Origin of the sequence: Halomonas sp. Y3 (genome assembly GCF_024137965.1) — a bacterium.
Classification (GTDB): Bacteria; Pseudomonadota; Gammaproteobacteria; order Pseudomonadales; family Halomonadaceae; genus Halomonas; species Halomonas mongoliensis.
Window position 1 is genome coordinate 1,821,508 of record NZ_CP099975.1, and the last position, 13,947, is coordinate 1,835,454.

Sequence of the window (13,947 nt, forward strand, 5' to 3'; positions counted from 1 at the left end):
GTGAAACTGATCTTTTCCCACGGCAAGGAATCCGGCCCCCCGGTTGAACTGCCGGAAGCGCCTTCCGACTGGCTGATCTGGCGTTCGTCGAGGCCTGAGCCCGAGCGGGACGAGTCGGAGGCCTTGCCGCCACCGACTCTAGCGCTGCCATGGGATCTCGATGCGTCGCAGCCCCTGCGCCGCTACCTTCTGGTGCTGGCTGATACGCTGCCGGCCAATGCCGAGCCGCTGGATGCGGAACGGGCCCAGACACTGACGGTGGCACCCGAGTCGGCGCCACCGCTGCTGGACCTTCCCGATCTGGAGGGGGTAGCGGCTTCCCGGGTCCCCCAGGGAATTCGGCTTCGGGTCGAGGAGCGCCTGCTGTTCCCGAGTGCCACGGCCGAGCTGACGGCGGCGGGTAGCGAGGTGGTAGAGGGTCTGGTGGAGACCATCCAGCGCCATGACGGTGTGGTCTCCGTGGAGGGTCATTCTGACGATCGTCCGATCAGCACGCCGGACTACGCGTCCAACTGGGCGCTCTCAAGTGCCCGGGCCATCGCCATTCTTCACGCTTTGGAGGAGGGCGGCGTCGACTCCGGGCGTCTGCAGGCCGTCGGTTTTGCCGACACCCAGCCCATCGCCGATAACGGCACCGAGGAAGGGCGGGCACGCAACCGTCGTGTGGAGATTGTCATTCACGTGGCGGACGAGTAGGGCGGCAGCGGAACCTGCCGCGGCCAGTCGTCGGCCACCACGAAAAGGCGCCGCCAGCCCCTCTCGGCGTGCCAGAGGGCGAGCTGCACCGGCGAGGCGGGCTCCCGGAAGTGCTCGGCGAGCTGCGCCTCGAGCTCGCCGAGGGGCAGGAGCCGCTCGGGGCGGGGTAGGGCGAGCCAGTGGGGCTTGTCGAGTCGGGCGCCGCGAGTGTCGGGTGGCAGGCCGTGGCGATGGCGCCGCCACTCTCGCCAGTGGAGCCAGTGCCCGCGCAGGTGGGCCGGGTGGGCCTCCCGGGGCGGCGGCAGGGGGTGGCGCCAGGGATAGAAGAGCACCCCCGGTATGGCCAACTGGCGATGGATCTCGAGGGGACGAGGGGCGCCCAGGGCATCGCCGTCGATCAGCTCGCGCAGGGCCTGGCGGGTCTCCGGCAGCTCGGTAAGGCGCAGCTGGTGGCGGTGCAGGTGTTCGCGCTTGCCGGCCAGGCTGTCGGCGCCGCCGGGGCCGATCCAGCGGGCCTGGTCGTCGGGGGCCCCCGGCCCCTCGGTCAGCCCCAGGTAGTACTTGATCGCCACCTCCAGGTGGGTCACTTCACTCTGCCCTGGATGGCGGTAGAGCAGGTCCAGCTCGCCCAGGGTCTGCTTGCCGCGCAGGATGCGCAGGTTGTGGGCGAGCAGCTCGGTGCCGGGGGCCGAGTCGAGCAGAAACTGCCAGAGCCGCTCGTGGTAGAGCCCCATGCGTCCCTGGAGGGTGTCGCCGACCCGCTCCTCCAGGGCCTCGGGCCACGCCTCCAGGTCGTCGAGCCAGGCGGCCAGGTGGCCGTCGTCCCCCAGCCCCAGCGCCTCTCGCGAGGGGCGACCGGGCCAGGGCATCGCCACCAGGTCCGGGGCCAGCAGCAGCCAGGCCAGGTCCCGCACCAGAGGGTGGTGGCAGCGGTCGAGCAGGGGCAGGGGGGCGGTGGGCATGGCGGCGTCCTGGGCGTTGGCGATCGGCTCTGCAGATGTTTTATACAATCCTTATACTTCAGGGTACATCCATCGGCTTCAGGCGGTAACCACCATGCGACGCGTGCTTCTCACTCTCTCCACCCTGGCCGCGGCCACCCTGCTGACGGCTTCCCTGGTCCAGGCCCGGGAGGCGGTCACCGTCTCCTCCAAGATCGACACCGAGGGCTCGGTGCTGGGGCAGCTGATCCTCCAGCGGCTGGAGGCCGGCGGTATCGAGGTGGAGGATCGGCTGCAGCTGGGCGGCACCAGCATCGTGCGCGAGGCGCTGCTGGCCGGCGAGATCGACCTCTATCCGGAGTACACCGGCAACGGTGCCTTCTTCTTCGACATGACCGACAGCGATGTCTGGCACGGCGCCGAGTCCGCCTACGAGACGGTGCGGGAGCATGACGCCGAGAACGGCCTGGTGTGGCTGACCCCGGCGTCGGCCAACAACACCTGGGCGATGAGCGTGCGCGGCGACCTGGCTCGTGAGCACGAGCTGGAGACCCTGGAGGACCTGGCGGAATACCTGGCCGACGGCGGCGAGTTCCGGTTCGCGGCGAGCGCCGAGTTCGTGGAATCCCCCCAGGCGCTGCCCGCCTTCCAGGACGCCTACGGCTTCACGCTGGAGGAGAGCCAACTCCTGGTGCTCTCCGGCGGCAACACCGCCTCCACCATGCGCGCCGCCGCCCAGCAGACCAGCGGCGTCAACGCGGCCATGACCTACGGCACCGACGGCGGCCTCACCGCCCTGGACCTGGTGGTGCTCGAGGACACCCTGGGCGTGCAGCCGGTCTACCAGCCGGCCCCGGTGGTGCGCGACGAGGTGCTGGAGCGCCACCCCGAGATCGCCGATCTGCTGGGGCCGCTCTTCGAGGCGCTGGACCTGGAGACCCTGCAGCGCCTGAACAGCGACGTAGCGGTGAACGGTCTGGATCCGCGCCGGGTGGCGGCGGACTTCCTCGCCGGCCTGGATGACTGAGGCCGGGGTGCGAGTGTCGGCTCATGCCCGGGCCCCGGGGGCCAATCGGGTGGTGGTGGCGCTGTCTGTCGCGGCACTCCTGGCCCTGTGGGGGGTCGCCGCCATCGGCGTGGCCCCCAACCGCATCGTGCCGGGCACGCCGCTGAAGCTTGCGGAGGTGGCGGGCTGGTATGGCGCCCTGCTGGGAAGCCTGCCGCTGCTGGCCCTGGCGGCCCTGGCCTGGCGTCCCGAGCTGGCACGGCTCAAGCTGGCCCTGGGCCTCGCCCTGGCGCTGCTGATGGCGCTGCCGGCGGGCCTGGCCCTGCTGGGGGCGCTCGCCCTGGATCCGGCACTGCCCCAGGCGCGCCTGGGGCTGGGGCCGGCCTTCTGGCTGCTGCTCTTCCTGCTCGCCCTGGTCCTGATCGAGCTGCGTACCCGACTCTGGCTGGGCAGCCTGGCCGGCTGGGGGATGGTCGCCGCCGTGGCGCTCGCCTGGGGGGCGACCGGCTGGGTCCTCTCTTCCTGGCTGGCGCCCCTGGCCCTGTGGCAGGAGTACCGGGTGCGCAGTGAGGCGTTCGGCACTGCTGTGCTCTACCATCTGCTGCTGGTGGGCGGTGCCGTGGGGGCAAGCCTGGTGCTGGGCACGGCCATTGCTCTGGCCATGCGCCGCAGCCGGCGCCTGGAGCGCGCGGGCTTTACCCTGCTCAACCTGGTGCAGACCATCCCCAGCCTGGCGCTCTTCGGGCTGCTGCTGGCGCCGCTGGCCTGGCTCGCCGCCAACGTGGGGTGGCTGCACGCCCTGGGGGTGCGCGGCATCGGCTGGGCGCCGGCCTTCCTGGCGCTGCTGGGCTACAGCCTGCTGCCCATGGTACGCAACACCTTCGTGGCCCTCTCGGGAGTGGAGGCCGGCGTACTGGAGGCGGCCCGAGGCATGGGCATGAGTCGGGCCCAGGTGTTCTGGCAGGTCCGCCTGCCCCTGGCGCTGCCGGTGGTGCTGGAAGGCATTCGCATCACCACGGTCCAGGCGATCGGCCTGGCGGCGGTGGCGGCGCTGGTCGGCGCCGGGGGGCTCGGCACCTTCATCTTCCAGGGGCTGGGGCAGGCGGCCATGGATCTGGTGCTGCTGGGGGCGCTGCCAATACTCGCCATGGCGCTGGCCGCCGATGCCCTGCTCGGGGCGCTGAGCCGACGCCTGTCCCCCCAGGAAAACCGGTCTCATGGAGGAGCGGGATGATCGAACTGTTCGAGGTGACCAAACGCTTCGGGGCGGAGACCGCCGTGGATGGGATCTCACTGCGGGTGGAGAGCGGTGAGCTCTGCGCCCTGGTGGGCACCTCCGGCTGCGGCAAGTCCACCACCCTGCGCATGATCAACCGGCTGATCGAGCACGACGGCGGCGAGATTCATCTCGACGGCCGGCCGGTACGGGAGTTCGATGAGCAGGCCCTGCGCCGGCGCATCGGCTATGCCATCCAGAGCACCGGGCTCTTCCCCCACTGGACGGTGGCGCGCAACATCGGCCTGGTGCCGCGGCTGCTGAAGTGGCCGGCGACCCGGGTCCGGGCGCGGGTCGAGGAGCTGATGGCGCTGCTGGGCCTGCCTCTCGAGCAGTTCGCCGACAAGTACCCCCATCAGCTCTCCGGCGGCCAGGCCCAGCGGGTGGGGGTGGCCCGGGCCCTGGCGGCGGACCCCGATATCCTGCTGATGGACGAGCCCTTCGGCGCCCTGGACCCCATCACCCGGGAGTCGCTCCAGGCGGAGCTGCGCGACCTCCAGGCGCGGCTCAACAAGACCATCGTCTTCGTCACCCACGACATGGACGAGGCGCTGGCCCTGGCCGATCGGCTGGTGGTGATGCGGGCCGGTCGCATCGTGCAGCAGGGCACGCCGCTTTCGCTGCTGCGCGACCCCGCCGACGACTTCGTGGCCTCCCTGCTGGGCGGCGAGGACCGCGGCCTCAAGGAGGCGGCGATTACCCCGGTGAGCGAGCGCATGCAGCCGCTCTCGCCGCGGCTGCTGCCCAAGGCCCGCGTGCACCAGAGCGCCTCGCTGCGCCAGGCGCTCTCGGTGATGTTCCGCGAGCAGGCCGATCGGCTTGCCGTGGTGGATGACGAGGACATGGCGGTGGGGGAGCTCTCCCTGCGCCGCCTGGTGGAGGGGCGCCGTGACGAGTGAGGTGCCACCCGATGTCGGGCGACTGATGCGCTGGCGGGCGCCGCTGGTCTGGCTTTCGCTGCTGATGCTGCTGGCGGCGGGCATGGCCTGGCTGACGCCGCTGTTTCACTGGGTCGAGCCCGGCGCCCGCCAGGTCATCTACCCCCACGGCGACTTCCTGGTGCTGCTGGGGCGCCACCTGCTGGTGGTCTCGGTGGCCTCGCTGCTGGCGGTGCTGCTGGGGGTGGGGGCCGCCGTGCTGGTGACCCGGCCCGCGGGGCGGGACTTCCTGCCCCTGGTGGCCCAGTTCGCTTCCATGGGCCAGACCTTCCCGCCGGTGGCGGTGCTGGCGCTGGCCGTACCGGTGCTGGGCTTCGGCACCTGGCCGATCATCGTGGCGCTGCTGCTCTACGGGCTGCTGCCCATCGTGCGCAACACCCTGGCGGGGCTCGAGGGGCTCGAGGCCGGCGTCATGGAGGCGGCCCGGGGCATGGGCATGAGCGCCTCCCAGCGGCTCTTGCAGGTGGAGCTGCCCCTGGCCGCGCCGGTGATCCTGGCGGGCATCCGCACCTCGGTCACCGTCAATATCGCCACGGCGGCGCTGGGGGCCACCGTGGGCGCCAGCAACCTAGGGGCGCCCATCATCTCCGGCATCGTCAACGGCAACACCGCCTATGTGCTGCAGGGGGCCGTGCTGATCGGCCTGCTGGCGCTCTGCGTCGACAGCGCCTTCGAGCGCCTGCAGCGCGGCCTGGGCCATCCGGGCCGCTGAGCATCAGACAGCAAAATCCACTGCCATCTGCTGCCTTGGTAGCGAGGTGGGTGCGCATGGCGGCATTTTACGTTAACGTCATCCTGGGTTGCGTTGACCCGCCGGCGGCAATCCCGCTGGCAAAGGGCGAGACAAGCGACAACACTGCCCCCAAAAGGGGTAGAGGAAACCGAGATGACAACAACACAAGACATTTATGCGCCGCGGTTTCTCAGCGGCGACGAGTTCTCCATTCCCACCTTCCGGCTGCTCCGCCAGGACGGCACCCTCCATGAGGGCGCCGAGGCGCCGGCCCTGACGCGCGACCAGGCGCTCAGGATCTACCGCGCCATGGTGGCGACCCGGGTGATGGACGAGCGCATGATGGCGGCCCAGCGTCAGGGACGGCTCTCCTTCTATATGCAGTGCACTGGCGAGGAGGCCGCGGTGATCGGCGCCGCGGCGGCCCTGGACGATGCCGACATGATCATGGCCCAGTACCGCGAGCAGGGGGCCCTGGTCTACCGCGGCTTCAGCTACGACGAGTTCATGAACCAGCTGTTCGGCAACGAGCTCGACTACGGCAAGGGACGCCAGATGCCGATCCACTACGGCTCGCGCAAGCTCCACTACATGACCATCTCCTCCCCCCTGGCCACCCAGATCCCCCAGGCCACCGGCTACGCCTACGGCCAGAAGCTGGCCGGTGACGGCCACTGCACCATCGTCTTCTTCGGCGAGGGGGCCGCCTCCGAGGGAGACTTCCACGCTGCGCTCAACATGGCCGCCGTGCACGAGGTGCCGGTGATCTTCTTCTGCCGCAACAACGGCTACGCCATCTCCACCCCCTCCATCGAGCAGTTCGCCGCCGACGGCGTGGCGCCTCGGGCCTTCGGCTACCGCATGCATGTGCTCCGGGTCGACGGCAACGACGTGCTGGCGGTGCTCGCCGCGACCCGGGAGGCGCGGCGCATCGCCGTGGAGCAGAACAAGCCGGTGCTGATCGAGGCGATGACCTACCGTCTGGCCGCTCACTCCTCCTCCGATGACCCCTCCGGCTACCGCTCCAAGAAGGAGGAGGAGGCGTGGCGCGACAAGGACCCCCTCCAGCGCCTGAAGCACTGGCTGGTCGCCCGCGACTGGTGGGACGACGACGAGGAGAAGGCGCTCCAGGAGACCCTGCGCCGGGAGGTGCTGGAGACCATGAAGCGCGCCGAGAAGCGCCCGCCCCCGCCCCTCGATAGCCTGGTCACCGACGTCTACGCCGATGTGACCCCGGCCCTGCAGCGCCAGCTCGACCGCCTCAAGACCCATATCCGCCTCTATCCGGAGGCCTACCCCAGGGGCGCACGCTCCCTGGACCCGGACGTCAAGGCCCGCGAGGCCGACGGCGATGCGGCCGACGATTCAGTCAGCGATCCGGTCAACCAGGGAGGGGAGTGAGATGGCCAACATGAACATGCTGCAGGCGATCAACAACGCCCTGGATATCGCCATGGCCGAGGACGAGAAGGTCATCTGCTTCGGCGAGGACGTGGGCTTCTTCGGCGGCGTCTTTCGCGCCACCAGCCACCTCCAGGAGAAGTACGGCCGTGCGCGCTGCTTCAATACGCCGCTGGTGGAGCAGGGCATCATCGGCTTCGCCAACGGCCTGGCCGCCCAGGGCTCGGTGCCGGTGGCGGAGATCCAGTTCGCCGACTACATCTTTCCGGCCTTCGACCAGATCGTCAACGAGACCGCCAAGTTCCGCTACCGCTCCGGGGATCTGTTCAACGTCGGCGGTCTGACCATCCGCGCCCCCTACGGCGGCGGCATCTCCGGGGGGCACTATCACTCCCAGTCGCCGGAGGCCTACTTCGCCCATACCCCCGGCCTCAAGGTGGTGGTGCCGCGCAACCCCTACCAGGCCAAGGGGCTGCTGCTCTCGGCCATCCGCGACCCCGACCCGGTGCTCTTCTTCGAGCCCAAGCGCCTCTACCGCGCCTCCACCGGCGAGGTGCCCGAGGAGGATTACCAGCTGCCCATCGGCGAGGCGGAGGTGACCCGGGAGGGCACCGACGTCACCCTGCTCGGCTGGGGCGCCCAGATGGAGGTGATCGAGCGCGCCGTGGAGCTGGCCGAGAAGGAGGGCATCTCCTGCGAGGTGATCGACCTGCGCTCCATCCTGCCCTGGGACGAGGACAGCGTGGTGGAGTCGGTGCTCAAGACCGGCCGCCTGGTGATCACCCACGAGGCGCCGCTGACCGGCGGCTTCGCCGGCGAGATCGCCGCCACGATTCAGGAACGCTGCTTCCTCTACCTGGAAGCGCCCATCGCCCGGGTGACCGGCCTGGATACCCCCTTTCCGCTCACGCTGGAGAAGGAGTACCTGCCGGACCACCTGAAGATCTTCGAAGCGATCAAGGCCTCCGTGGCCTTCTGAGGGAGAGAGAGCGATGAGCGATTTCATGCTGCCCGATATCGGCGAAGGTATCGTGGAGTGCGAGGTAGTGGAGTGGCACGTGGCCGAGGGCGACGTGATCGAGGAGGACCAGCCGGTGGTCGAGGTGATGACCGACAAGGCGCTGGTGGAGATCACCGCCCCCGAGGCGGGCCGGGTGACCCGGCTCTACGTGCAGAAGGGCGAGATCGCCAAGGTGCATGCGCCGCTGTTCGGCTATCTGGCCGAGGGCGAGGCGGCCGATGAGGCGGCGGCGCAGGCGCCCGAGGTCCCGGCCAAAGAGGGCCCGGTCAAAGAAACCCCGACCAGCGAGAGCCCGACCGGCGATAGCCCAGCCAAAGAAAGCCCGGCCAAAGAAAGCCCGGCCAAAGAGAGCTCGGCGGCCGCGGCCGAGGCGCCGTCGACCCGGGCACAGGCCTTGGAGGAGGCTCAGGAAGAGGAGGGCGCCGCGCCGGGTCGCGGCCCCTACGGGCGCATTCCGGCGGCGCCGGCGGTGCGTCGCCTGCTGCGCGAGCACGGCCTCGAACTCGAGGCGGTGCCGGGCTCCGGCCCCCAGGGGCGGGTGCTCAAGGAGGATGTGCTGCGCTATCTGGAGGAGGGCGAAGCCGCCGGCCCCGCCGAGAGCGCCCCGGCGCCGTCCGCCGCCGCCGCTGGCGAAGCGGTTCGCGTGGAGCCCCTGCGCGGCGTGCGGGCGGTGATGGCGAAACGCATGGTGGAATCGGCCAGCACCATTCCCCACTTCCAGTACGGCGAGGAGATCGACGTCACCGAGCTCCTGGCGCTGCGCGAGCGGTTGAAGCCCCTGGCCGAGGGGGAGGGCGTGCGCCTGACCCTGATGCCCTTCTTCATGAAGGCGATGGCGCTCGCGGTGCGCGAGGCGCCGATCCTCAACGCCCGGCTCAGCGACGACGAAAGCGAGATCCACTACCTGGGCGGGGTGAACGTCGGCATGGCGGTGGACAGCCGTGCCGGCCTGATGGTGCCCAACGTCAAGGGCGTGGAGCGCCTCTCCCTGCTGGGCATCGCCGGCGAGGTGGCGCGGCTGACCGAGGCGGCCCGGGCCGGCAGGGTGAGCCAGGAGGACCTCAAGGGTGGCACCATCAGCATCTCCAATATCGGGGCGCTCGGGGGCACCTATGCGGCCCCCATCATCAACGCCCCTGAGGTGGCCATCGTCGCCATTGGCAAGACCCAGTGGCTGCCGCGCTTCGATGCCGATGGCCAGGTAAGACGCCGCGGAATCATGACCGTCACCTGGGCCGGCGACCACCGCATTATCGACGGCGGCACCATCGCGCGCTTCTGCAACGCCTGGAAGGGCTATCTGGAGGACCCGGAGACCATGTTGCTTCACTTGAGCTGACGGCAATGACCCAGGCGCCCCTGCAGCAGTTCTATATCCCGGAAGAGCAGTCGATCTACCTGCTCAGCCACGACGACGCCCGCAAGCTCAAGGCGTGGGTGGCGCTCTGCCAGGAGCAGCTCGAGCAGCTGGGCTACCGGGAGATCACCCTGATCGGCAAGGGCGCCTACGGCTTCGTCTTCGCCGGGCTCACGGCGCTGGGCGACCAGTACGTCTTCAAGTTCACCCGGGTCACCCTGCCCCAGCACCTCCAGGACCGCCTGGAGGAGGAGGCCTTCATGCTGGAGCAGGTGGACCACCCCCGGGTGCCGAAGCTGATCGCCTACCAGCGGGTGCGTCACCAGGCGATCCTGGTGATGCAGCGGGCGCCGGGCCTCAACCTCGAGGAGGTGTCGCTGCGGGAGGGGCGCCTCTCGCCGCGGCTGGTGGTGCATATCGCCGACCAGCTGGCCGATATCTTGCGCGCCCTGCGCCGGGAGAGCGGCTCCGCCGGCCGGCCCATCGTCCACGGCGATATCAAGCCCTCCAACCTGGTCTTCGACGCCGCCACCGAGAACATCGCCCTGATCGACTGGGGCTCCTCGGTGTTCGCCCAGCTCGACGCCAACCAGCAGTTCGTGGCGGCCAACGTCATGGAGCTGATGTCCGACAACCTGCAGCAGACCAACGCCCGCCTGGGCGACGTCTATTTCATCGGCGAGGAGCAGCTCAATGGCGCGCTCTCCTCGCCGCGCTTCGACGAGCAGGGCGCCGCCGGCACCCTCTATGCGCTCGCCTCGGCCCAGTCCTGCCGCTTCGGCCACCGCGCCATCCCCGCCACCTCCCTGGGGCTGCCGGTGGAGTTCGCCCGCATGCTCGACGGCATGCTCGACCCCGACCCGCGCCAGCGCCACCGGGCCGGGGACCACTTCATCCGCGAGATGCCGAGGCTCGCCCGCACCGTGATGATCGACCTGCCGGAGCCGGCACTCCAGGCCCTGGTGCCGGTCTGGCTGCGCCCCGCCGAGCGGGAGATCGACACCGTGGTCTACAGCTCCCGCAAGGCCTTCCTGCGCGAGGAGGGGGCGCCGGAGACCCTCAGCGACGTCAACGACGTCCAGCTCGACCGCTACTACAAGAACTTCATGCAGGGCATGGGCGAGACCGAGAAGGCCTTTCTCGCCGCGGTGAGCCGGCTGGGGCGCTACCCGGTGGTGGGGGGGCTGGCGGTGCGCTGGGAGGCCGACGGCGTCTATATCGACACCTCCCTGAACCTCCATGACCCCGAGCTGAAGCCGGCCTTTATCGCCGCGGTCAACAATATGGTGCACCTGGCCCGGGCCATCTACCGCCAGGGCATCTTCAAGAGCTGCCTGTTCAACGCCCGAGATACCCTGCACCTGGAGCGGGAGCGCCAGGAGGAGCCCTTTTGCATCGCCCCCGGCATGCGGCTGGCCTACGAGGTAAGCGCGGTGCCGGAGCTCGAGGACCACACCCGGCTGCACAGCTACTTCGAGGATGGCCCCGACCCCGAGGAGTTCCTGATCCTGCCCGAGCAGATCATCGTCGCCCTGGAGGCGCTCAACGCCATCCACCACACCGGCATGATCATCTTCGAGGCGCTGCCGACGCACCTCAAGATCCACAGCTACTACCGACTGCTGGACCCCTCCCGGGAGGCGGAGTTTCGCCTGCGGCTGGAGGAGATCCTCGACGCCGTGGGGCTCATCGAGGGGCTCGGCGTCTCCGGCTTCATGAAGATGCCCTACAAGGACACCCGCTTCTTCCCCCACGTGGAGCGCCAGCCGGAGCGCTTCTATCCGCGCAACCCCCGCCAGGCCCTCGACTCGAGCCAAGCCGGCGGCGCGATGTGATAAATTGCCGTGATCGAGACGGCACCGGGAGGATGACGTGCACACTCTGCTGCTCAACGCCGACATGGGGGAGAGCTACGGCCCCTGGGTCATGGGGCTCGACCACGAGGTGATGCCCCACGTGGATCTGGCCAACGTGGCCTGCGGTTTCCACGCCTCGGACCCGGACGTGATCCGCATGACGGTGCGCCTGGCCAGGAAGCACGGGGTGCGCGTCGGCGCCCACCCGGCCTACCCGGATCTGGTCGGCTTCGGGCGCCGCTCCCTGGCCTGCAGCGCCGAGGAGGTGGAGAACCTGGTGCTCTACCAGCTCGGAGCGCTCGACGGCATGTGCCGGGCCGAAGGCATGCAGGTGAGCTATGTGAAGCCCCACGGCGCCCTCTATAACGACATGGCCCGGGACCCCGAGATCATGGCCGCGGTGATGCGGGCGATACTCGCCTTCGACCCGGCGCTGCCCCTGATGACCATGGCCACCCGCGACACCTCGGCGGCCCGGGCCCTGGCCGAGGCCGAGGGCGTCACCCTCTGGTTCGAGGCCTTCGCCGACCGCGCCTATGATGGCGAGGGGCGCCTGGTCTCCCGCCGCGAAATGGGCGCGGTGCACCACGACCAGGCGGTGATCGTCGACCAGGCGGTGCGCATCGCCAGCGGCCGGCCGCTCACGGCAAGCGACGGCAGCGAACTGGTGCTTGCCGCCGACACCCTCTGCGTGCACGGCGACAACCCCGAGTCCATCGCCGCGGTGAGGGCGATCCGCCAGGCCCTCGGCGAGCGGAGAGCGGGATCATGAGGGGGGAGGGTGCGCGCCTGCCGCGGCTGGAGTCCGCCGGCCTGGACGGCTGGATGGTGCGGCTCTTCGAGCGCATCGACGAGCAGAACCTGGCCTGGATCACCGCCCTGAGCCGTGGCTGCGAGGCGGCCTTCGGCGAGGCGCTTGTGGACCTGGTGCCCTCCTATACCACCCTGCTGGTGCTCTTCGACCCGCTCAGGCTCGCCCCCGAGGAGGCCCGCGGCCGCCTGCAGGCCCTGCTGGCCGGGCTGGCCCCGGACGAGCGGGCCGAGGCCGGCGAGCTCCACGAGCTGCCCACCTGGTATGACCCGAGCGTGGGGCCGGACCTTCCCCGAGTGGCCCGCCATGCCGGCATGAGCGTGGAGGAGGTGGTCGCCTGCCACGCCGGCCGCGACTACCGGGTCTTCGCCCTGGGCTTCGCCCCCGGCTTCGCCTTCATGGGGCTGCTCGACGAGCGCCTTGAGGTGCCGCGGCTCGATACGCCCCGGAAGCGGGTGCCGGTCAACAGCGTGGCCATCGCCGGGCGCCAGACCGCCGCCTATCCGGCGGTGACGCCGGGGGGCTGGAACCTGCTGGGGCGCACCGCGGTGCGGCTCTTCGATCGCGACCGGGAGGGCTTCAGCCTGCTCCGGGTGGGCGACCGGGTGCGCTTCGTGCCGGTGGACCGGGCGACCTTCGAGTCTCTGGGGGGCGATATCGCGCCCATGGAGGCGCCATGAATCAATATACCGTTATCGGATTTCGCGTCGAGCGTGCCGGCCCTTTGGCGCTGCTGCAGGATGCCGGGCGCTTCGGCGTGCGCCGCCTGGGCGTCACCCAGGGCGGGCCGGCCGATCTCCACGGCTGGGCCTGGGCCAACCGCCTGGCGGGCAACCCCTGGGGCACCGCGGCGCTGGAGGTCACCTTCGGCGGCCTGGCCCTGGTCGCCGAGCGCGACCTGACGCTTGCCGTGGCCGGCGCCGACCTGGGCGCCACCCTGGACGGCGAGCCGCTGCCGCTATGGGAGCGCGTTACCTGCAAGGAAGGGCAGCGGCTGGTCTTCGCCGCGCCGGCCAACGGCCTGCGCGCCTACCTGGCGGTGGCCGGTGGCTTCGTCGCCGAGCCGGTGCTGGGCAGCGTGGCCTGCGTGGTGCGCGAGGGGCTGGGCGGCTTCGACGGGCGCGGCAGCCGGCTTGCCGAAGGGGATCGCCTGACGGTGGGGGAGCCCGCTCCCGGGGCGCCCTCGCCGGCGGCGGCCCCCGCCGAGGCGCGCCTCGACTATCGCGCTCCGGCCAGGCTTGCGCTGCTGCCCGGCGCCCAGATCGGCGACTTCACCGGCCAGAGCCTCTTCCAGGCCTTCAACTCGGCCTGGCGGGTGGATGACCGCGCCGACCGCATGGGGGTGAGGCTGACCGGGCCGCGGCTGCAGTGCCGCATCGCTTCGCTGGTCTCGGAGGGGATCGGCCTCGGGGCCGTGCAGGTGCCGCCGGACGGCCAGCCCATCGCGCTGCTCAACGACCGCCAGACTATCGGCGGCTATCCGCGGCTGGGGGCGCTGACGCCGCTTGCCGCCTCGCGGCTGGCCCAGTGCCTGCCGGGGCAGGAGGTGAGGCTGGTGGCGGGCTCGAGCGAGCAGGCACTGGCGGCACTGCGCCGCTTTCACGGCCAGCTGGCACAGGGGTAGACGGGGCGAAGGCGCCTGGCGGGAGGTGCTGGCTCAGCCGTGGCCGGGCCCCGTCGAGGGAGATCCTGGCGTCACGCCCCCAGGCCGCTCTCCCGCAGCACCTGGTCGATGCTGCGCTCGGCGGGCGGGTGCCTGTCGGTGGGCAGCAGCTGGGTCTCCAGGGCGGTGATGCCGCCCTCGACGCAGCGGGTGATCAGTTCGCTCTTGCTCAGGCCGGTGGTCTCGGCCAGGGTCTCGAGGCGGGCTTCCAGATCGCGGGAAAATCTCAGCAGGTGAGGCATCTCGTC

General features: G+C 70.5%; 14 protein-coding genes. 12 read left to right on the forward strand and 2 right to left on the reverse strand.

Translation table 11 applies throughout. The features are described from left to right. Positions 1-696 (forward strand): flagellar motor protein MotB, encoded by a 696-nt coding sequence (locus NHL60_RS08660; RefSeq protein ID WP_253451461.1) that lies wholly within the window; start codon positions 1-3, stop codon positions 694-696. Here the strand turns inward: NHL60_RS08660 and NHL60_RS08665 are convergent. Next, positions 678-1,658, reverse strand: coding sequence for a DUF1853 family protein (locus NHL60_RS08665; protein ID WP_253451463.1), 981 nt, complete (start codon positions 1,656-1,658; stop codon positions 678-680). The genes NHL60_RS08660 and NHL60_RS08665 overlap by 19 nt on opposite strands. A 94-nt stretch (positions 1,659-1,752) precedes the next feature. Here NHL60_RS08665 and NHL60_RS08670 point away from each other — a divergent pair, with 94 nt between their 5' ends. The 11 genes from NHL60_RS08670 to NHL60_RS08720 all read left to right on the forward strand — a co-directional run bounded on the left by NHL60_RS08670 (position 1,753) and on the right by NHL60_RS08720 (position 13,660). Next, positions 1,753-2,664 carry an ABC transporter substrate-binding protein gene (locus NHL60_RS08670; RefSeq protein ID WP_253451465.1) on the forward strand — a complete coding sequence of 304 codons (912 nt, stop codon included), beginning with the start codon at positions 1,753-1,755 and terminating at the stop codon, positions 2,662-2,664. Positions 2,665-2,671: 7 nt separating this feature from the next. Continuing rightward, a complete protein-coding gene (locus NHL60_RS08675; protein ID WP_253451467.1) occupies positions 2,672-3,877 on the forward strand; it encodes an ABC transporter permease in 1,206 nt (401 codons plus the stop codon). Continuing rightward, positions 3,874-4,818 (forward strand): ABC transporter ATP-binding protein, encoded by a 945-nt coding sequence (locus NHL60_RS08680; RefSeq protein ID WP_253451469.1) that lies wholly within the window; start codon positions 3,874-3,876, stop codon positions 4,816-4,818. Before NHL60_RS08675 ends, NHL60_RS08680 begins: the two co-directional genes overlap by 4 nt. Before the next feature lie 25 nt (positions 4,819-4,843). Next, on the forward strand, positions 4,844-5,569 hold the full coding sequence (locus tag NHL60_RS08685) for an ABC transporter permease (RefSeq protein ID WP_301271111.1): 726 nt from the start codon (positions 4,844-4,846) through the stop codon (positions 5,567-5,569). A gap of 174 nt (positions 5,570-5,743) precedes the next feature. Further along, positions 5,744-6,991: a thiamine pyrophosphate-dependent dehydrogenase E1 component subunit alpha gene (locus NHL60_RS08690; RefSeq protein ID WP_253451471.1), complete on the forward strand. Its 1,248-nt coding sequence runs from the start codon at positions 5,744-5,746 to the stop codon at positions 6,989-6,991. A 1-nt stretch (position 6,992) separates the two neighbouring features. Next, positions 6,993-7,970 (forward strand): alpha-ketoacid dehydrogenase subunit beta, encoded by a 978-nt coding sequence (locus NHL60_RS08695; protein WP_253451473.1) that lies wholly within the window; start codon positions 6,993-6,995, stop codon positions 7,968-7,970. 13 nt (positions 7,971-7,983) lie between these two features. Continuing rightward, on the forward strand, positions 7,984-9,351 hold the full coding sequence (locus tag NHL60_RS08700; protein WP_253451475.1) for a 2-oxo acid dehydrogenase subunit E2: 1,368 nt from the start codon (positions 7,984-7,986) through the stop codon (positions 9,349-9,351). A 5-nt stretch (positions 9,352-9,356) separates the two neighbouring features. Then, a complete protein-coding gene (locus tag NHL60_RS08705; protein WP_253451477.1) occupies positions 9,357-11,204 on the forward strand; it encodes a protein kinase in 1,848 nt (615 codons plus the stop codon). A gap of 37 nt (positions 11,205-11,241) precedes the next feature. Next, positions 11,242-11,997 (forward strand): 5-oxoprolinase subunit PxpA, encoded by a 756-nt coding sequence (locus NHL60_RS08710; protein ID WP_253451479.1) that lies wholly within the window; start codon positions 11,242-11,244, stop codon positions 11,995-11,997. After that, positions 11,994-12,716: a 5-oxoprolinase subunit PxpB gene (pxpB, locus tag NHL60_RS08715; protein WP_253451481.1), complete on the forward strand. Its 723-nt coding sequence runs from the start codon at positions 11,994-11,996 to the stop codon at positions 12,714-12,716. Before NHL60_RS08710 ends, pxpB begins: the two co-directional genes overlap by 4 nt. Beyond that, complete coding sequence (locus NHL60_RS08720) at positions 12,713-13,660, forward strand: biotin-dependent carboxyltransferase family protein (protein ID WP_253451483.1); 948 nt, start codon at positions 12,713-12,715, stop codon at positions 13,658-13,660. Before pxpB ends, NHL60_RS08720 begins: the two co-directional genes overlap by 4 nt. A 71-nt stretch (positions 13,661-13,731) precedes the next feature. On the opposite strand, the gene NHL60_RS08725 is transcribed toward NHL60_RS08720, so the two are convergent. Beyond that, positions 13,732-13,941, reverse strand: coding sequence for a hypothetical protein (locus tag NHL60_RS08725; protein WP_110068615.1), 210 nt, complete (start codon positions 13,939-13,941; stop codon positions 13,732-13,734). Positions 13,942-13,947 lie beyond the last annotated feature (6 nt).